The organism is Agathobaculum sp. (genome assembly GCF_034098985.1).
Classification (GTDB): Bacteria; Bacillota; Clostridia; order Oscillospirales; family Butyricicoccaceae; genus Agathobaculum.
In genome coordinates this window covers 92,316-111,155 of the sequence record NZ_JAXEOA010000003.1, presented here as the reverse complement: position 1 = coordinate 111,155, position 18,840 = coordinate 92,316, and the positions used below count along the sequence as shown (strand labels likewise).

24 protein-coding genes are annotated in these 18,840 nt (G+C 50.6%); 7 read left to right on the top strand and 17 right to left on the bottom strand.

The window, feature by feature from the left end; translation table 11 throughout:
* Nucleotides 1-95 precede the first annotated feature (95 nt).
* Nucleotides 96-923: a pyridoxamine kinase gene (locus SO058_RS00970; protein WP_320841133.1), complete on the bottom strand. Its 828-nt coding sequence runs from the start codon at nucleotides 921-923 to the stop codon at nucleotides 96-98.
* A 133-nt stretch (nucleotides 924-1,056) separates the two neighbouring features.
* Between SO058_RS00970 and SO058_RS00965 the strand changes: the two genes are divergently transcribed.
* Genes SO058_RS00965 through SO058_RS00950 form a run of 4 tightly spaced genes read left to right on the top strand, consistent with a single transcriptional unit; the run spans nucleotide 1,057 to nucleotide 3,809 of the window.
* Nucleotides 1,057-2,322, top strand: a complete 1,266-nt coding sequence (locus SO058_RS00965) for a glycoside hydrolase family 10 protein (protein WP_320841132.1) — start codon at nucleotides 1,057-1,059, stop codon at nucleotides 2,320-2,322.
* Nucleotides 2,323-2,342: 20 nt separating this feature from the next.
* Nucleotides 2,343-3,074 carry an acyl-[acyl-carrier-protein] thioesterase gene (locus SO058_RS00960; RefSeq protein WP_320841131.1) on the top strand — a complete coding sequence of 244 codons (732 nt, stop codon included), beginning with the start codon at nucleotides 2,343-2,345 and terminating at the stop codon, nucleotides 3,072-3,074.
* Nucleotides 3,075-3,079: 5 nt separating this feature from the next.
* Nucleotides 3,080-3,385, top strand: a complete 306-nt coding sequence (locus SO058_RS00955) for a hypothetical protein (RefSeq protein ID WP_320841130.1) — start codon at nucleotides 3,080-3,082, stop codon at nucleotides 3,383-3,385.
* On the top strand, nucleotides 3,369-3,809 hold the full coding sequence (locus SO058_RS00950; RefSeq protein WP_320841129.1) for a HEPN domain-containing protein: 441 nt from the start codon (nucleotides 3,369-3,371) through the stop codon (nucleotides 3,807-3,809). Before SO058_RS00955 ends, SO058_RS00950 begins: the two co-directional genes overlap by 17 nt.
* A 36-nt stretch (nucleotides 3,810-3,845) precedes the next feature.
* Here the strand turns inward: SO058_RS00950 and SO058_RS00945 are convergent, their stop codons facing one another.
* Nucleotides 3,846-5,126: a glycosyltransferase family 2 protein gene (locus SO058_RS00945; RefSeq protein WP_320841128.1), complete on the bottom strand. Its 1,281-nt coding sequence runs from the start codon at nucleotides 5,124-5,126 to the stop codon at nucleotides 3,846-3,848.
* A gap of 280 nt (nucleotides 5,127-5,406) precedes the next feature.
* On the opposite strand from SO058_RS00945, the gene SO058_RS00940 reads away from it, so the two are divergent.
* From SO058_RS00940 to SO058_RS00930, 3 genes are all read left to right on the top strand, one after another.
* Nucleotides 5,407-5,898: an RNA polymerase sigma factor gene (locus SO058_RS00940; RefSeq protein ID WP_320841127.1), complete on the top strand. Its 492-nt coding sequence runs from the start codon at nucleotides 5,407-5,409 to the stop codon at nucleotides 5,896-5,898.
* Complete coding sequence (locus tag SO058_RS00935) at nucleotides 5,882-7,222, top strand: DUF4179 domain-containing protein (RefSeq protein ID WP_320841126.1); 1,341 nt, start codon at nucleotides 5,882-5,884, stop codon at nucleotides 7,220-7,222. The genes SO058_RS00940 and SO058_RS00935 overlap by 17 nt, the downstream gene beginning before the upstream one ends.
* A gap of 124 nt (nucleotides 7,223-7,346) precedes the next feature.
* Entirely contained in the window at nucleotides 7,347-7,697 is a 351-nt protein-coding gene (locus tag SO058_RS00930) for a TnpV protein (RefSeq protein WP_320841125.1), read from the top strand.
* 45 nt (nucleotides 7,698-7,742) lie between these two features.
* On the opposite strand, the gene SO058_RS11095 is transcribed toward SO058_RS00930, so the two are convergent.
* The 15 genes from SO058_RS11095 to SO058_RS00860 all read right to left on the bottom strand — a co-directional run bounded on the left by SO058_RS11095 (nucleotide 7,743) and on the right by SO058_RS00860 (nucleotide 18,830).
* On the bottom strand, nucleotides 7,743-7,922 hold the full coding sequence (locus SO058_RS11095; protein ID WP_442872227.1) for a winged helix-turn-helix domain-containing protein: 180 nt from the start codon (nucleotides 7,920-7,922) through the stop codon (nucleotides 7,743-7,745).
* Entirely contained in the window at nucleotides 7,919-8,422 is a 504-nt protein-coding gene (locus SO058_RS00925; protein ID WP_320841124.1) for a response regulator transcription factor, read from the bottom strand. Before SO058_RS00925 ends, SO058_RS11095 begins: the two co-directional genes overlap by 4 nt.
* A gap of 30 nt (nucleotides 8,423-8,452) precedes the next feature.
* Nucleotides 8,453-9,487 (bottom strand): FAD:protein FMN transferase, encoded by a 1,035-nt coding sequence (locus tag SO058_RS00920; protein ID WP_320841123.1) that lies wholly within the window; start codon nucleotides 9,485-9,487, stop codon nucleotides 8,453-8,455.
* Complete coding sequence (locus tag SO058_RS00915; RefSeq protein WP_069430344.1) at nucleotides 9,484-10,155, bottom strand: DUF4405 domain-containing protein; 672 nt, start codon at nucleotides 10,153-10,155, stop codon at nucleotides 9,484-9,486. Before SO058_RS00915 ends, SO058_RS00920 begins: the two co-directional genes overlap by 4 nt.
* Before the next feature lie 87 nt (nucleotides 10,156-10,242).
* The gene (locus SO058_RS00910) at nucleotides 10,243-11,394 is read right to left on the bottom strand and encodes a flavodoxin (protein WP_320841122.1); all 1,152 of its coding nucleotides are present in this window, start codon (nucleotides 11,392-11,394) and stop codon (nucleotides 10,243-10,245) included.
* Nucleotides 11,395-11,428: 34 nt separating this feature from the next.
* Nucleotides 11,429-12,292 (bottom strand): prolyl oligopeptidase family serine peptidase, encoded by an 864-nt coding sequence (locus tag SO058_RS00905; protein ID WP_320841121.1) that lies wholly within the window; start codon nucleotides 12,290-12,292, stop codon nucleotides 11,429-11,431.
* A gap of 17 nt (nucleotides 12,293-12,309) precedes the next feature.
* Nucleotides 12,310-12,987, bottom strand: coding sequence for a flavodoxin (locus tag SO058_RS00900; protein ID WP_320841120.1), 678 nt, complete (start codon nucleotides 12,985-12,987; stop codon nucleotides 12,310-12,312).
* Nucleotides 12,988-13,013: 26 nt separating this feature from the next.
* Complete coding sequence (locus SO058_RS00895; RefSeq protein WP_320841119.1) at nucleotides 13,014-13,766, bottom strand: flavodoxin; 753 nt, start codon at nucleotides 13,764-13,766, stop codon at nucleotides 13,014-13,016.
* An 18-nt stretch (nucleotides 13,767-13,784) separates the two neighbouring features.
* Entirely contained in the window at nucleotides 13,785-14,321 is a 537-nt protein-coding gene (locus SO058_RS00890) for a flavodoxin family protein (RefSeq protein WP_320841118.1), read from the bottom strand.
* 21 nt (nucleotides 14,322-14,342) lie between these two features.
* Nucleotides 14,343-15,101, bottom strand: a complete 759-nt coding sequence (locus SO058_RS00885) for a flavodoxin (protein WP_320841117.1) — start codon at nucleotides 15,099-15,101, stop codon at nucleotides 14,343-14,345.
* A 13-nt stretch (nucleotides 15,102-15,114) separates the two neighbouring features.
* The gene (locus SO058_RS00880) at nucleotides 15,115-15,885 is read right to left on the bottom strand and encodes an EFR1 family ferrodoxin (protein ID WP_320841116.1); all 771 of its coding nucleotides are present in this window, start codon (nucleotides 15,883-15,885) and stop codon (nucleotides 15,115-15,117) included.
* Nucleotides 15,886-15,917: 32 nt separating this feature from the next.
* Entirely contained in the window at nucleotides 15,918-16,451 is a 534-nt protein-coding gene (locus SO058_RS00875; RefSeq protein WP_320841115.1) for a flavodoxin family protein, read from the bottom strand.
* Nucleotides 16,452-16,466: 15 nt separating this feature from the next.
* Nucleotides 16,467-17,657: an iron-containing alcohol dehydrogenase gene (locus tag SO058_RS00870; protein ID WP_320841114.1), complete on the bottom strand. Its 1,191-nt coding sequence runs from the start codon at nucleotides 17,655-17,657 to the stop codon at nucleotides 16,467-16,469.
* A gap of 22 nt (nucleotides 17,658-17,679) precedes the next feature.
* Nucleotides 17,680-18,090, bottom strand: coding sequence for a cupin domain-containing protein (locus SO058_RS00865; RefSeq protein ID WP_320841113.1), 411 nt, complete (start codon nucleotides 18,088-18,090; stop codon nucleotides 17,680-17,682).
* Nucleotides 18,087-18,830: a carboxymuconolactone decarboxylase family protein gene (locus SO058_RS00860; protein ID WP_320841112.1), complete on the bottom strand. Its 744-nt coding sequence runs from the start codon at nucleotides 18,828-18,830 to the stop codon at nucleotides 18,087-18,089. The genes SO058_RS00865 and SO058_RS00860 overlap by 4 nt, the downstream gene beginning before the upstream one ends.
* Between the last annotated feature and the right edge of the window lie 10 nt (nucleotides 18,831-18,840).

The window sequence follows — 18,840 nt, the reverse complement described above, 5'->3', positions numbered from 1 at the left end:
TCTGGTAGAGCGCCACCTTGCCAAGGTGGAGGTAGCGAGTTCGAGCCTCGTCAGCCGCTCCATTAAAAAGAACCTGTCCATTGGACAGGTTCTTTTTATTTATTTCCAGCCAGCCGCCACAGCAGTTTCTCAAACTGTACGCCGTGCATCGGGTCGGTTCCCTGCGCTGCGGTATAGGCGATGCAGTCCCGCACAAACTCACCCGCCCGCGCGGCGGCGCATTCGAGCGTCTGCCCGTTCAGCAGCGCGCCCAGCATGACCGAAGCAAACAAATCGCCTGTGCCGGGATAATAGCAGCCCACGCGGCTGTGCAGCTGCACCGCGCCGCCCGTCTCTCCCAAACAGCCAGTTCCCACGCGGCCGGGTTCAAAATCAAGCCCGGTCAGCACGGCTTGTGCCCCATAGCGTCCGCGCAGCGCGCGGAGCCACGCCCATGCCTCGTCCTCGTCTGCCGGTTTGTCTCTCGGGTCGCGATCAAGCAGGATCGCGGCCTCAGTCGTGTTAGGCGTAATGATATCCGCAATCGCGCACAGCTCGCGCATGCGGGTGCACATTTCAGGCGTATAGGTGCCGTATACCACGCCGTTATCCCCCATGACCGGATCGACCAACGTCAGCCCACCCTGCGCGCGCAGGCGCTTTGCGGCCTCCTGCACACATCCAATCTGGTCGGCTGAGCCGAGGAATCCCGCATAAACGGCTTCAAAACGCAGGCCAAGTGCGTCATACTGGTCGATCGTGCCCTGCATGGCGGGCGTCAGGTCGGTCGTTACCCAGCCCGAGATCGCGGTATGGGTGGAAAACACAGCCGTTGGGAGCGGCACGCACTGGTGTCCCGCAGCCGACAGCACCGCAATGATCGGCACGAGCGATGACCGTCCAAATCCGGACAGGTCGTGCAGCGCAAGAACTTTTTTTTGCATAGGGTCTCATTCACATCCTTTTCCTTTGTTCATGATACGATAGACCCGTGGGAAAGTCAATCGTCCTTGCTTTCTCCGCAGCGCAATGGTAAAATAATTAAGATATGACCGCCATTGACAAAGGAGTATTTTCATGCTGAAAAAACGCATTTTATCCATGCTAGTTGCGCTGTCTCTGCTGCTTCCCGCCTCCGCCGCCGCGATCGACCTGCCGGCGGACGGTCTGCGCGGTGTGTGGGTCGCAAGCGTCTATAATATCGACTATCCCAGCAAAACCGGTATGACTGCGGACGAACTGAAAAGTCAGGCCGACGCAATGCTCGATAATATTGCTTCCATGGGCCTCAATGCAGTGTTTCTTCAGGTACGCCCATCGGCCGACGCGCTGTACCAGTCCGCGCTGTTTCCGTGGAGCCGCTATGTAAGCGGCACGGTGGGACAGGCCCCGGACGGCGGCTTTGATCCCCTTCAGTACTGGGTCGAGGGCGCGCACGCGCGCGGCTTGCAGCTCCACGCGTGGCTCAACCCCTACCGGATTACCAAGGAGGGCGAGACCGAATGGAACGCCCTGCCGGAAAACAGCCCGGCCAAGCAGCATCCGGAATGGATTGTCGAATACGACGGCAACTACTATTTTAACCCCGGCCTGCCCGCTGTGCAGCAGCTCGTTGTCGACGGTGCGCTTGAGATCATTCAGAACTACGAGGTGGACGGCATCCATCTGGATGATTACTTCTATCCCGGCGTCGATTTCAACGATGCGGCGACTTATGCCCGCTATGGTGCGGATTTCGACGACATCGGCGATTGGCGGCGTGATAATGTAAATCAATTGGTCGCCTCGCTGGACAGGGAACTGCACAAGCTGGACAAGGAGCTGATGTTCGGCGTCAGCCCAGCCGGCATTTGGGACAACAAGGACAGCAACCCGCGCGGCAGCGATACCCGTGGCCGTTCGTCCTATTCCGAGATCTATTGTGATTCGCTTGAATGGATCAACGAGGGTACGGTCGATTATATCTGCCCGCAGCTTTATTGGTCGATCGGTTTTGAGGCCGCGGACTTTAAAAAGCTGATCGATTGGTGGACCGACGCGGTCAAGACGAGTGACGTCGCGCTCTTCATCGGCCTGGGCGCCTACCGCATGGAAGAAGCCGAACCCGGCGATGTCTGGTATGGAACCGACGAGCTTACGCGCCAGCTTGACCTGATCCATTCAGGCAAGGATATTCAGGGAGAGGTCTATTTCAGCTATTCCTCGCTCATCAATGTCGCCGGCGCCTCCACGCTGCTGATGGAGGAATATGAGCCCGCGGAAAACCAGCCCGCGCCCACACCGACCGAATCGAACAGCCTGCTCGACATTTTTTCCCGGTTTATCGTCGCGCTGTTCCAGTAACCGCTAAGGAGGCGTTTTGCTTGTCCAGTCTGCTCTCGCGTGAATACGAGGTCAATTACAGCCATATTGACAACCGCGGCATCGCCCGGCCGTCTTTTTTGTTCAACGTCATGCAGGATGCGGCCACGGTGCACGCGGACGAGCTTCATTTGAGTCGCGACGAGCTTCGTGTGCTCTGGGTGCTCAGCCGTATGCGCGTATCGCTCTCCCGCCCGCTGCTGCCCTATGAGCGCGTGCGTTGCGAAACCTGGTGCCCGGGCATCCGCGGCGCAAGCTGGTACCGCTCGTTTGCCTTTTACGCGGACGAACAGCCTGTCGGCGAAGCGCAGTCGATGTGGGTTACGCTCGACCCGGATACCCACCGCATTCTGCGCCCCACCGCCTTTCCCGCCGCTGAAAATTATTTGCACACGGCGCGCGGCGAGCTGTTTGCGCCGCTCGGCAAGCTGTCCTGCGACAGCGTGCGGCTGCATCATGTGCACCCGGTCTGCTACTCCGACCTCGACGTTAATAACCATGTCAACAACGTCAAGGTGGTTGACCTGATCTCGGACGCGCTCGATCTGCAAAAGCAGCCCGGCTATGTGTCCTCGCTGCAAGTAAACTATACCGCGGAAACCCAATTCGGCGAGCAGCTCGCGCTTTCCTGCGGCACGGTGGACAATGCGCGCTTTGTGCGCGGCGAAGCCGGCGGGCAGACGCATTTTGAAGCAATTGCCACGCTCTCTCCCCTGTCTGCAAAGGAGGCGTAACGCGCATGGAAACCATACGGCAGATTTTGAATGATATCCTCAGCGTATGCACACCCGACCGCGTCATCCTGTTTGGGGAAAAGCGTACTATGTCGACGCAAAAGCTCAAATCTCTCAGCCTATGCGTCGTCGTGCCCGATGGCGATACGCGCGCGCTGCGCTGTAAACTGCATCTGGCGATCTCGGCGGAGGTTCCGCTGTCCCTAAGTGTTTACACCGCAGATGAATGGGAGGAACTGACCGCCGAGGAGTCCAGCTACGCCGCGTGGATCGCGCGGAAAGGGCAGGTGCTGTATGAGCAGAAAGCGTAAAGGCCAGAGCGACAGCCATTTCTATTATAAATGGCTAGACAAGGCGCTCTGCGACCTGCAATGCACCCGCCTGCTGCTAACTTTTGGCGGCGATCATTACAATATTGCATTCCACTGCCAGCAGGCGATTGAAAAGGCGCTCAAGGGATATCTGCTGTACCGCACCGGCCGCCATTTCGATGGCCACAATCTGACCTACCTGTGTCGACAGGCCATCCGGCTCGACCCTGATGCGTTCGGTGAATATCTCGATGAAAGCGCGGCGCTTAACGACCTATATATCGAAACCCGTTACCCGACCGACCTGCCGTTCGAGATCGGGGAACGCGAGGTCAGACGCTACCTCGATATGGCGGAAACCATGTTTTCTGCCATCCGCAAGGAGCTGTATGCCGGCGGGCGACCGCATCCCGTACACGAATAAAAAAACTGCTGCCCGAAAGGCAGCAGCTTTTTTGTCTTATACGCGTTCGCGCTCTTTCTTCTTCACGCTCATTCCTGTATGCCGGATGGGTTTCCACTCGACCTTCTGCATCAGCGCAGCAAGCGAGATCGGCACATAAGTCAGCATGAAAAGCGGAAAAGTAAAGGTGTACAACACTTTTTTTGCAGCAGATCCATCGATCTTCCGCCACTCGGCCAGCATGGTGCAGGCGCCATAAAGGAACAGCATAAGCGAAACGCCTTTAACCGTCGCCCACAGCATCCGCAGCAGCATACGCACCACACGGTACAGCACAAAGCCCGGCATGGAAAAACTGGCAAAACAGATACACAGGCCGACAAAAAGCGCCAGAATCGTAATCAGGTTACTGGGCGCAATCGTCATCAGCATATCGTAACACGAGAAGCCCTTTCGGCCGCCGCACAGTGTGCCGCGTAACAGCGGGCCGGTGTATTTGGCGTCCACCTGATAAAAGCCCTTGCTCCAGCGCATGCGCTGATCCCAAGACTGGCTGAACTCGGTCGGCTGTTCATCATAGATGTAAGCTGTGCCGCAGTAACCAATTTTACGGCCCTGTGAAGTGCAGGAAATGGAAAATTCGATATCCTCGGTCAGCAAATGGTAAGGCCAGCCGCCGTCCTCACGTACTGCGTCGGCCGCGACCAAAAAACCGGTGCCCGACACCGCGCAGTTGACACCAAGCTGAGCGCGCGGCCGGTTGAGAAAACGCGCTTCCCGCAAAAACCACAGCGCGTACCCCGCGCTGATCCAATTCGCGCAGAAATTGCGGGAGTTCCGATAGCTCGTGATAGCGGAATAGCCGCTGCCGTCAAACATTTTATTCATTTCCGAAACAAAGTTCGGATCGGCTATATTGTCTGCATCAAACACAAAATACCCATCGTATACGTCGCCATGCTCGTCCCAGATAGCTTTCAGCAGATAGTCCATTGCATAGCCTTTGCCCTTTTGCACCTGATTGAAGCGCTCATACACGATCGCTCCAGCTCCCCGGGCGCAGGAAGCTGTGCCGTCGGTGCAGTTATCGGCAACAACATAAATATCCAACAGTTCGGACGGGTAGTTTTGGTTTTTCAGGCTGCCGATCAGCTCACCGATGACAGCTTCTTCATTGCGCGCGGCAATGATCGCGGCATAGCGGTGCTGTGCTGGTTCCTGCTTACCCTGCCGTCCCCGGCCAAGAAAGCCGACGGCCAGATATACCAATTGGTAGGCGTATGCCGCCGTGAAGAACACGAACAGCACAAACTGCAAAGTCTCTAAAAAATGCATCATGATGGACGTTCCCCTTGTTTCCAATGTTCTTCCATATACCCGTTACTATCATAAGCACTTCGACCAAAATAAGCAACGGCGTTTTATACAAATTTAACATCCAATTCACAATTTTCTCCGGCATCTCTTCAGTGCACTGTTCATATGGACGTTTTATCTTTCCGGTTGTTCCCAGTATCGCACATTCTTTTTAAAAAGTCTTTAGGATTTTATGAAGATTTTTTCGTTGTCACAAAACTGTCCGCTCGATTGTGTTGTAGGTGAAAGGAGGAACGAACACATGCCTGATTTTTTAAGTCCGGACGACGCGGAACGCTTTGTCCAGAATTATGCCGATCTGATCCTGCGGCTATGCCGCACACACGGGCTGTCCAAGCCGGACGCGCAGGATATCTGCCAAACGCTGTTTCTGCGCATGCTGGAACGCCGCACCCAATTTACCGACTATGAGCACGAAAAGGCGTTTCTCATCCGCGCAACAGTCAACGAGTGCCGAAACCTTTTGCGCAGAGGCAAACGCACCGTCTCGCTGGAGGCAGCGGTGACGCAGGCCGCGCCCGAGTCCCAAGTGGACAGCGAGGTGCTCGCTGCAGTACAAGCCCTGCCCCGCAAATACCGCGACGCCGTTTTCCTGCACTACTTCGAGGGGTATGACACCACCGAGCTGGCCGCGCTCACCGGCTGTTCGCCCGCTGCGGCGCGCAAGCGCCTGAGCCGCGCGCGCGCCCTGCTCAAAACCGACCTGGAGGGATTTTATGAACCGATATACTGATATGATGGGACGCACCTCGTTTACGGATGAAGAAAAAAACGCGCTGTCCGTCCGCCTGCGCCATGCGGCGCAGCGCCAAGGCACACGCCGTCCCATCCGTGTCACACGGCGCGCCGTATGTGTGGCCGCAGTCGCCACCGCCGTGTGCATCGCCGGAGCTGCCGCCGCCCCCACCATCGTCAGGATGGCGCAGGGTTCGATCGGCTTTTTCAACGGCACGCAGGACAGCCTGCGCTACGGCTCACAGGCTGTATTTGAGCAGTTCAGCAGCGCGGTCGGCTCGTCGCTCACGCATGGCGGCGTGACGCTGACCATCGACAATATCGCGCTGGACGATAGCTACCTAGGCGTATTTTTTACCGCCAGCAGCGACCAAGATATCCGCAGCACCGATATAGAAGCTCCGGAACACTGGCTCGCCTCATGGGCCGCGCCATCGTTCACCGTCAAGGCGGACGGCGAAGAGCTGCGCACGCCGGGCAATCTGGAGATCGACGCGCGGTATGTGGACGAGCATACGCTGACAGGCATGCAGCGCCTCGCCCTGCCCAAGCTGATCGGCGATACAGTCGACCTTGTCCTGACCGCCCCCTCGGTTTTGGGCGAAGAAGCCGATTGGCGCTTCGCGCTGACCGTGGACAAATCGGCCGCAGGCGTGCAGTCGCTGTCCGCCGAGCCCATGCAGGAGGTCGATTTCGGCGGCCGCAGGATCCGGATCGACAAGGTCTCGATCTCACCGCTCGGCAATACCATCACCATCTCCGAACAGCCCGGAAAGGACGAATACCCGTCCTCTGCTTTCGCGCTACGCGACGATAAGGGCAACTACCTGCCCGTGATCGACAACGGCCTTGACGGCACGGCACCCGGCCAGCGGGCGGTCAATACTTTCTCATTTGCCGGTGCATCCACCGATATTAAATCGCTGACGCTGGTGCCGATTGAAGAAACCGGCGGCATCAAGACCGCAAGCTCTATCGACCAGTATCCGATTGCCAAGCCTGCACAGCCGGGCGCCGGGTATTATCAGATCGACAAGCTGGAAATTGGCGGCAAGCGCGCCGTCGCCACTATTTCGACGCACGGTTTCGCCGGGTCGGTCAATCCGGAGCTTACGCTGCTTGATGAAAGCGGCGAAGACATTGCGTTCTCCGGCGACGTGTATATGGACCAGTCCTGCGACCCGAAAACCGGTATCTGGACGGTCACGCTCTATTATCCTGACGCCACCGCCGCAGAGGTCGCCAAGATCAAACAGGCCGGCCTCTGGCAGATGAACGCCGTTTTGGATGAAAGCGGCGCCGCCACCGTTTCTCTGCAGTAAGAAAAAAAAGCACAGGGGCTAAGCGGTCTCTTTGATAAGGATGTTTACGAGAAACAAGTAAGTTAAGGCAAACAGCCGAAACGAAACTGGTAAATTGTAAATCATTTTATCAAGGAGGCCGCTTATGGCTATCATGGATTTGGAGTATATCGAAATTGACGGATTACTTTACCCGAACATTGAGTTTGAGGGCAGCGAGCTGCTAAAAAATCTTGGAAAGTACGGACACTTGCGCTTGGAGTATCTTCACGGATTCAAGCAGGAAATGTACCGGGAATTGCTTTTCACAGGAAAGCTGGCAGAGCATTGTGCTGCGGTGGATATGCGCGCATTTGAACTTTCGGAACGCATTCGCGTCGATTATCTAAAACAGCACCCCATGCCGGAGGAGGATGCGCTGGAGCGTATTCGTATCTCGGAGCAGGCACAGGCCGTTGCCGATGAAATTGTAAAAACAGAACTGATTTATGTGTAAAAAGAAGCTGTGTCGCTCGAAACAAGAATCGAGCGGCACAGCTTCTTAATTTAGATCGTGAATGCGATATCCAGTTCCATATACGCTTTCAATCCAATCGACATTTATCTTCTTTCTAAGGTTTCCGACATGGTAGAAAATAGTCGAGTTATCCTTTAGATATTCCTCATGCCATACCGCGTTATATATCTGCTCAAATGTTAATACACGGTTACTGTTCTTTATAAAATACAGCAGGAGATCATATTCTTTCTTTTCAGGATAACTTTTTCATTTCCTACGGTAACTTGCTGCCGTGCTGTATCTAACATCAAATTCCCATGGCTGACAAGGGCATAATTGCGGCCGGTTATATGGTTAAGCTGGGTGTATCGCCGCATAAGCGCCTGCGCTCTGGCAAGACATTCCTCCAAATCATAGGGCTTGTTCAGAAAATCGTCTGCTCCGCCTTTGAGCGCCGCCACTTTATCCGCTGTACTGGCGGTTTCAGATAGGGCAAGGATAGGGAGAGGGTTCATTTGCCGAATTTGCTGAATGAGCGCAGTCCCACCATATTGAGAAAGGCAGGCGTCCATAATGACAAGTGAATAGGATTCTTTTTGCAGCATATGTATAGCTTCTTCGACAGATTGCGTATAATACACGTCCGTTATATCATCCTGCAAACTGTATTTTATTTCTTTGCAAGTTAATAAATCATTATCAATTATCAATACATGGTTCATATGAACCCCCCTCTCCTAAAATAAATGCTTTTACAAATTTATTACATTTATCTTCGTATTCTTGCTTTCCTCACTCAAAGAAAAATTATTTTTTATACCTTCGGTAAGATGAATTTCCCCATTCTCCATTATTAAAATCATATCGAAGTCCTGATGTTTTTTCCAATAATCGCTTGCATTTTCAAGTCCCATAACAAATAATGCCGTAGATAATCCATCACAGAGTTTTGCGTCTTTTGCAATAACAGTCACCGAAGCAAGTTCATTTTCCGTTGGATGGCCGGTAGCAGGATCTATAATATGCCCGTATCGCTTTCCGTCCTCACCTATGAAATATCGCTCATAATTACCAGATGTCACAACCGCACAGTCAGAAATACTTAAAACTCCCAAATTGCCGTCTGAAAGCGGGTTTTTCAAACCAATTTTCCAGTCGCTGCCGTCTGGCTTTTTACCTATCATTTGAACACTGCCCCCAACATCAAGGAGTGCAGAGTTAATTTCATTCTCTCTTAAAATTTCTGCGACCTCGTCACTTGCATATCCTTTGCCGACTGCGCCTAAATCAACTTGCATCCCTATCGGCAGGGTTGCCGTATTCCCAATCAGTTCCACGTTCTTGTACCCAACCAGTTTCATGCTCTGCGCTATCTCTTGTTCTGATGGGATGTTTCGTTCTTCAGTTGTAAATCCCCATGCGGCCAGTACCGGGTAAACGGTCGGTTCTAATGCACCGTTTGTCTTTTGGGCAACCTCCAAAGCGAAAGAAAGCAGAGCGGCGGTATCATCGCTTAACAATAAAGACTGTCCCTTGCTATGATTAAGCGCATAGATTTCGCTTTTTTTATCTGTTACCGACCACAAATGCTCCAATTCCTCAATTCGTTTTTGTGCCGTTGCAAGAGAAGCGTCGGCATTTTCGCCGGATGCGGTCAGTTCAATATAAGTGTCCATAGCAAAGAAGGAAATCGTTTTCTCGGTATCTGTCTCATTTTGCTGCGAAGAACATCCCAATAGAGATAATAAAAGAATAACGGTTGCAATTACTTTTTTTCTTTTTTTCATCGCTCCCTGCTCATTCCTTTATTCAGCCATTTTAACGCTGATGTAACATAGTATCCAAGAAATACAAACAATCCCATAATTGCTATGTAGTCGATAAAGAAAAAAAATAAGGGTTCGCCAAAATCAAAATAGACAAATGTATTTTGTAATGTCATATAAGTGCCTATTTCACGTTTTATAAAGGCTATGATACCATATCCGGCGAAAGCAACGGCCAAAACTCGTAATATAACGGGGCGTTTCGCTGAACGCTGCACCCTGTTTAGAATCATGCTCCAGTGCTGTCCTAAGTGAAAGGACATCAACACGAACCCCCAGTACGAGGTTAATAAATGGAGCGTCCTGCCCCAACTCCCGCCGCCCTCTATTGGCAGGAACGAAAAAACAGTGCGTGAAAGCGCAATGCCGCTGATGATTAAGCCGAGCGTACATAGCAAAAGGAGAATATTGACGATAGTCTGGTAAATTCGTAATGCCGTCCATCTGCCTTTTACCAGTCCCTTGAACCAGTAAAAATTTAGCAGACAATGTCCAACAAAAAGCAGGGACATCATCACGCCTAACCACTCGTGTGCTGTTTCTCCAATTAAGGAATATGCCATTAACAGCGGTATAAGTACCACCATCAAGCTATCAACCAACATTCTCCATTTTGCTTTTACGCTCATTTCAGGACTCCATTCAAATTGAAATTTATCAGACTTCGGTCAAGGTTATTGGCGCTGTTGCAGATTACCATGAAAGGGAAACGGTGTTTACTTTGCTGATTCATTCGCCATGAGATTGAGATCAGCAACCCATTCTTGGACTTCAGATGCCGATGCTCCGCTGGAGAACCTATGGCCTTCCATCCAATCGCCAGCTTCTGCCGCCTCCGCCAAAAGCTGACCGCTCTGTCCCAAGCCGGAAGAAACCGATGTACAGAACGGTATCACTGTTTTTCCGCTAAAGTCATTCGCTGCGATGAAACTGTCCACCGGCCAAGCGGCAATGCCCCACCAGATAGGGTAGCCAATAAATACTGTATCATAGGAATCCCAGTCGTTCACTGTGGCTTTGGTCAGTTCAACTGCCCGCTGGGATGGATTTTCATGCTCCATATTAACCCGGCTGCCGTCAATCGTCCAATCCAGATCGGCGGAAGTATAGGGAACTGCCGGAACCAGCTCAAAGAGGTCGGCATTCAGTGTTTCCGAGATGGTTTTCGCTACCGCTTCGGTACTGCCGGTGGCGGAGTAATAAACAACCAGTGTATTGCCACCCTTGCCGGTAGTCGGATGATTGTTCTTTTCCATTGTCATGTAGTTGCGCAGAATGGCAGCCGTTTGTGCGCGAGTGGTATTTCCATCAGGATCAAAGAGGTTTCCGGTACTGCCATTCATGATACCGCCCACTCTGGCCCAATCCACTGCGGTGGCCGCATAAGCAGCAATCGTACCCTCATCTGTAAAATCCTGACCAGCATCAGCGGAAGGGCTGCCCGCATAGCGCCAAAGAATGGCGGCAATCTGCTGACGGCTCACCGGATCGTTTGTTCCAAACAGTCCGTTGCCATAACCGGAAACAATCCCATTCGCATTGGCCCAGACCACGGCGTCAGTGTAATAGGCATCCGTGGCAGTATCAGAAAAAGTATCTGTTCCGGTCACAGCGGGACTGCCCGCAATTCGATAGAGAATTGTAGCAAGCATAGCGCGAGTCACAATCTCATCAGGTGAAAAAGTCGTGGCTGACGTACCGTTCATCACACCATGCTCCACAACATATTGCACAGCGTCCGCATACCATGCATCAGCACTGACATCCGAAAAGCCAGTGCCATTTTCCGCTGCGAATGCAACGGGGGCTGCCGTCATAAGCATAACAACTGCCAATAGCGAAGATAAAAGCTGTTTCAATTTTTTCATTGGTATTCATCTTCCTTTCGTTTCTACACGTTCATCATTTTTCTTTCTGGATAATCCAATCCAGAATAGTTTTATCGTCAAACATGATGTTCCCGCCATCATGATAGTTGTAGATGCCAAGGCGGTTGAAGTGTTCATTATCTGGAATTTCCAGTTGCAGCAGCAAATCAAGCTGCTCATCTGTTACCCCAGCTTGTTGATAGGCATTTCGCAGATTGTTGTAGGCGTTTCTCGCTTTCTCGGAGCCATAATACTCATCATTCTCTGCCATATAAATATAAACCGCTACTCGATTATCAGCAATCGGAGCATATGTACCATCCCATTGAGATGCCCCATGAAGATAGGCGGCATATAAGTCGGGGCGCATAGATACCGCACGGGACATGGTTTCTCCACCGGCTGAATATCCTGCGGCATATACTCTATTTCGATTGATTGCAAAATTGTCCAGAAAATACTCGGTCAATTCTATGGCTTGACGGGCGGATGTTTCTCCCCAGTCAGTAAGCTGGGCGGAGACTACAACTATTTCTTCATCCATCTCTGTCCATGCCTGAACACCAGTCCACTCTACATTACTGCCAGAAGATTCTTCACCAAACCACATCATATAGTATCCAGGCATAGCCACCACCGTAGGATAAGTCCGGATTCCGTCATAGCTTTCCGGCAAATAATAGCTGTAATGAATTGCGCCATCTGTACTTTCCAAAATCTGATCTATCATAAATCCGGTGTCCAGTGAGGTATCATCTTCCTGTTCCACCAGTCCTTGTTCTGTTGGGATCTCTTTCGATGGGTTCTCTGCCGGATGAGTTGCGGAATCATCCGAATGAAAAGACCCGCAGCCTGAGCAAAGGATACTGAAGGTCAATAGCATTGAAATAAAATTCATGATTCGCCTGCTTTCCATCAAAGTCCCAAACCATTCACCCAGTCAGTCACATTTTTCTCGCTGGCATTGCTAGGAAATCTTTGACCGTCCGACCACACCCCGGTTCCCGACATATCGGCCAGCAGTTGGCCGCTTTCTCCAAATTCGGAGGATGTTGAAGTGCAGAATGGGATGACAGTTTTGTCGGTAAAGTCGTTGGCTGTTACAAAACTATCTATCGGCCAAGCGGCAATGCCCCACCAGATGGGATAACCAATGAATACCGTATCGTAGGAATCCCAGTTGTCCACTGTGTTGGAAACCAACTCCACGGTTCGCAGAGAGGGATCGTCATGCTCCTGATTGACGCGGCTGGTATCATCTGTCCAGTCTAAATCGCCAGAAATATAGGGTTCCACCGGAGCAATTTCAAAGATGTCACCGCCCACGGTATTCGCAATGTATCCGGCGACCTCTTTCGTGCTTCCGGTAGCGGAGTAATAGACCACCAGCGTTTTGCCTTTTATAGCATCTGCCGCTGTTTCAGGATTGGAATCTTCTGACGGACTGATTTCAGCGCTGTTTTCAGCCGAGATTGACTCCTGATTTTGAGCTGGCGCTTGTGACTGCGGAGACGCCGATTGACCACAGGCGGACAAAGTGAACAGCAGTTCGCCTGACAACAAAATCCCTAAAAAGTGCTTGAATTTTTTCATTCCTGCACTACCTCCATTCTTCTTAATCAGAAGGGCAAAGTGCTTACCCATTCGCTGATAATGCTGTCAGCCTTATCTATTTCGTTCCATGAAACAGTGGCAGGGGTATCAAAGACTGTTGCATCGGGTTCCAGTTCAGCAATCGTCTGAACGGTATCGGATGCCCGACTGCCGCCATGGGCAACAAAAGGAATGATTGTCTTGCCGCTAAAGTCATATTCTTCAAAAAAGGTGTACATTGGCATCGGCAAATCCGCATTCCAGTTAGGATAACCGATAAAAATAATATCGTAATCATCTAAATTTTCGATGTGAGTCGATAACTCCGGTCGGTCATTGTCAGCCTTCTCTTTATAGGCGAAATCCAGCATCTCATCCATATCGTCCATTGGATATTTTTGAGCGGTATCAATGGAGAATAACTCTCCGCCAACATAGCCTTGAATGAGATTTGCCAGATACCGAACATTTCCATATGTGCCGTCATCTGATTTTGTGCGGCTTGCCCTCGCCACCGTATCCACGCCGTCATTGAGAGGAACGGTAAAATAGGCAATTAAGATTTTCCCTTCACCGTTTTTGGCTTCCTCTTTTGCTCCAACCGTTTCCGTATTGCTTTCTGCCGGTACATTATTGGTTTCCGGAGCAGTAGTCGGAGCGGTTTGCGTCTCTCCGCTTATATCTGACCTGCCGGAACAGGCAGTCATAATCAGCAGCATTGTCAACACAGATAATAGGAGCAGCAGCTTATTTTGTTTTGCTTTCTGTATTTTTCTCATGTAACCTCCTTAATTTACTCATGCGTGTTTTCCCATTTCGTAGGCTTCGTTCATCACAGGCGTGGCTTTGATCGTGCCGGGTTCATAAACACCCTTTCCATAAATCACGCCCATTTCCTTAGAGCCCTTCAAACAGGCGGCAAATCCACGGAAACACTCCAGTGTGCAATCCATCACGGTTTCGCCATCCTCGGCGGCAGTCATAATGTAATAAAATTCCTTGTCTAATATATTCGTCCACCTTGCCACGGAGCGGTCGATAACTGCTTTCATCTGTGCGTCAATGGAATAGAAGTAAACAGGACTTGCCAGCACAATCACATCGGCTGCCTGCATCTTGTCCAGAATCTCGCTCATATCATCCTGAATGGCGCATTTGCCGCCGCTCTTTTTACAGTAGTAGCAGGCGTTGCAATAGCCAATTTTTTTGTTGCGCAGAAAAATCTTTTCCACCTTGTTTCCGCTTTCCTGCGCGCCGCGCAAAAATTCGTCGCACAGAAGATCAGAGTTTCCGCCCTTACGGGGGCTGCCGGATAAAATTAAAATATTCTTCATTCTAAACTCGTCTCCTTACTTTTAGAATCCAAGTCCGTCAAGCCAACTAATAATGTCAGCTTCCGCATCTTGAATGTTATTTCGGCTGATAGATAATCCATCCTCATCAACATTTGCACCTGACTCCAAGTCCTTAATCGTGCTGATTGTATTTGAAAATCCACTGCCGCCATGGGTATTAAAAGGAATGATGTTTTTCCCGGAAAAATCGTACTCGTCAAAAAAAGTGTACAGGATCATTGGCATATCTCCCCACCAGTTGGGATAGCCCACGAATATCGTGTCATATTGATCCAGATTTTCGATTTGAGCCGCAATCGCAGGACGAGCTTCATCGGTCTGCTCTTTCTTTGCCTGATCCACAAGCGCCGAATGGTCAGTTGTATATGGTGCTTCAGGTTCAATACGGAACAAATCCGCCCCAGTGTTCTCTGCAATCACCATTGCCATGTACTGCGTGTTACCCAGTACCTCACCGTTGATAACCACTGTACTGTTCTCTTGTTCCTCGGTCATATTGTCAGGATCGGTGGTTTCCGGCACAGAGAAATAGACGACCAGTGTTTTCGCATCAGCTTGACTGTCAGATCCGGCAGACTCCGATGCCGAGGGCTGCTGCTCATTTGGCGCGGTGCTTTCCTTGGGAGTGCTGGAGGATTCCACTTCACTTTTTGAAGTCTGCCCCGATCCTTTGTCCGCGTCAATGGCAGCGTTATCTCCGCAGGCAGCCAACGTAAATATCATCATAACCGATAGTGCCATGCTAATTACTTTCTTCATCGTTCACCAACTTTCACAAATTCGTTTGATCATTTGCCGCAATAATTTCAGAGAGGGCAATCTGTTCATTTCGGTATCGGGCATTCGGATTCTTTTCCGTCATATTCAGCGCAATCGCTTTCTGTGGGCAATGGTGGATGCAGGCCATGCAAGCCTGACATCCATCTTCCTTTCGTATCGCCTTACCGTTTTTTATCTGAAAGCAATTTGCCGGACAAACCTTTTCGCAGATTCCACATCCGATACAGGCTTCCGTAATACGGTAAAGATTCTTCCATCTTTCTGCGGGCGGCTGACTGCTTCGTGACAAAAACTCCTGATGCGCCGCACGGTCTGCATCGGTGGCGGGCTGAATCCCATATTTACGGTTTTGGATATCCAGTCTGATGGCCGCTATCTGCTCATCCACTTTTTTGTCCAGCCTGCGTTCTTCTTCCATATCGAAAGCAGGCAAAAAGTTGTCTGCCATTAAAACAGTATTGATATAAGCAGCCGCAATTCCTAAACTCCCCGTTAGTTCATCAGCAAGTTCCGCAGCGCCGCCGTGACGTTTCCCGTAAGTAAGCACCATATAGAAATATGCCGTCTTAAAAGATGCTTTTTGCAAAAACTCCCGCACCATTGGCGGTACTTCATGCCCGAAAATAGGGCAGACAATTCCTATGGTTTCATCCTCAAATGACAAATCCTTTTGATGGATGATCTGTGGGATGCTGATCGGGCTTTTATCCAGTTGCTTCGCCACATACAGGCTATTGCCCGTGGCGGTAAAATAAAATATCATTGCAGCCTCCTTCCTCTCTGGTCTGAAAACAATCAGCAGTCTTTTCCGTAATGATAGGCTTCCTCCAGCGCAGGATTGCCCTGAATATCGCCAACATGGAATGCCGAACCATAGACTTTTCCCTTAACAACAGAGCCGGGAACACAGGCGACAAATCCCTCCATATCGTTCATGGTACACTCCATCGCGTGTTTGCCGTCAGCAGCCGTAGCGATCAGGTAAAATTCCTTATTCTTCATTTTCCCGCCACCGGCCAGCGTGCGGTCGATCATCACCTTCAGTTGCGCTGAAATGGAATAGTAGTACACCGGCGTGGACAGCACAATGACATCAACAGCGATAATCTTATTCAGGATTTCAGCCATATCATCTTTTTGGACGCAAGTGCCGCCGTTCTTCAGGCAGGCTTCACAGGCGATGCAGGGTGCAATTTTTTTGTCCCGCAGGAAAACTGTTTCCACAGAATGCCCTGCTTCTTTTGCTCCCTTTACAAACTGTTCTACCAGCGTTTCGGAATTTCCACCCTTACGAGGGCTTGATATGATTGCTAAAATCGTTTTACTCATAATTGCTTCCTCCTATTATTTGTAAGATTCCTGATAGATGGCAACGCAGTCCGCATTGCTCAACATATAGGGATCATTCTCAAAGTTTACGCCCAACGTATCCTTGGCGTTCTGAGCCATTTTTTCAAATTCATCAGGCGTAATGCCGTAGTCGGACATCTTTAAGTCGGCCACGCCGCAGTCTGTCTGAAGCTGTTCCAGCGCCGTAATGAAATCCTCCGGCTGATTGGCCGAACTCATCCCCATCAGCTTTGCCATCTCGATAAAACGGTCATCGCAGATATGTTTGTTGACAAAGAAACGATAGAAAGCCTTGGAAATCATAATCAGACCAGCACCATGGGGAAGATTCTCATGGTAGGCGCTTAATGCGTGTTCCAGTGGGTGGGCGCTTGTGCAAGAGCCGACACACATCTGAATGCCGGAGAGGTAGCTCCCGAATGCAACCTTACCCATAGCCTCTACATTTTCCGGCTCGCGGATTGCCGCTGCCAAATTGCCGCTGACGTATCTGATTGCTTCGCTGGCAACCATTTTGCTCATTTCATTGCGTTTATTGGAGATAAACCCCTCTGTGCTGTGGAACAGCGCGTCAAAGCCCTGATAAGCCTTAAACTTGGCGGGAACACTGAGCATCAGTTCCGGATCAATGATTGCGAGAACAGGCATCGTGCCGGTGCCAAACACTCCCGTCTTTTCCTCTGTTGCCGGATTGGTAATAACAGCGCCCGCATCGGTTTCGGAGCCGGTTCCGGCAGTCGTTGTAATCGCCACGATGGGAAGGGACGGAACCGGCGGCCACTGCCCTTTGCCTGTTCCAAACATCACATAATCCCACAAATCATTGCTGGGATTCGTTGCCATGATGCCAATGGCCTTAGAAGCATCTATTACAGAACCGCCGCCGAGCGCAACGATGAAGTCGCAGCCGTTCTCTTTTGCAAATCTGCCGCCTTCCTCCACAACCGGCTTGGTGGGATTGGCAGAAATCTTATCAAAAATCACATATTCCACACCGGCCTGCGCCAGCTCATTTTCCAGACGTTCCAGATACCCATTGCTGCGGGTGGACTTTCCGTTGGAGATGACCACCAGCGCCTTTTTCCCCTGCACAGCACCCATGGGGGCGTTAAGCTGCGTATGAAGATTGAGAAGCTGTCCTGCTCCAAACATTGCATTTGTAGAAATTCCAAAATTAAAACTCATTGTTTTTTCCTCCTGATTTAGATTATTTTAAGACAACGTATTCGTCCGTTACAGGCTCCAGCCATTCACAGCCTACATTTTCTGCTGGAACGGATATTGCGATATGAGAAAACCAACTGTCGGGGGCTGCCCCATGCCAATGCTTTTCCTCCGGCGGAATATTGACGACATCTCCGGGGTGAAGTTCTCTTGCTTCCTGTCCCCATGCCTGATAATAGCCCCGTCCCGCAGTACACAGCAGGATCTGTCCGCCGCCATGATGGATATGCCAATGATTCCGGCATCCCGGCTCAAAGGTGACATTGGCAATCTCGATCTGCTGCTCTGACAAATAACTTAGGTAGCTTTTCCCGATAAAATACTTTGCGAACGCCGTGTTTTCTTCTCCTACCGGAAACGGGCTTTCGCTTTTTATATCTTCCAGACGATTCATTTTGCACCTCCTGCGTTTTCTTCGTTTTCCTTTACAACCTCATTGATGCAGCGCAAAGTATTGAGTGTCCTCGGATAACCGATATAGGGCATACACTGTGACGCTACGGCAATCAAAAACGCCTTGTCGTTTCCGACTGAAAAATTTCCGTTGATATGCCCCTTTAGCTGTGGCTCCGTACCCTGTGCGGACAAAAAACAAAAGGTAATCATTTCCCGCAGCTTTTTGTCCAAACCGTTCCTCGTATAATAATCGCCAAAGCAATTCGCAGCCAGCCAGCGGTTCATATGACGGGTTTCCACCGGGCCGGATTTATAGAAATCTTTCCAATCCGATCCGAAAATATCAGCCTGTGCCTGACTCCCTTGCTCAAACCTTGTTTCAGGTGTGGTAGTGGCCTGCCCTGCGGTCGGGAGGGCAATTCCCATATCTGTAAGAACATCATTTGTCGCTTTCAGGAAAGGGTATACTCGGCCAATTCCCAAGTAGGCAACCGCTTGGTATACGGTTTCTTTCACTTCAACCGGCGAAACATCCTGCTTTAAGGCTTCACGCAGTACATCTTTGTATAGGTCAATTCCCTGACAACCAAGAAGGGTAGCTAAAATTGCCAAACAGCGTTTTTTTTCGTCAAGTATAACCTCCGGTTCCTTTACGGCCTCATGTTCGGCAAAGGCTTCAAACAACTGATAAAATTCAGGATCAGTTGTTTGAAATCTTGAAAGATAGTTGTTTCTCATTTGATAAACC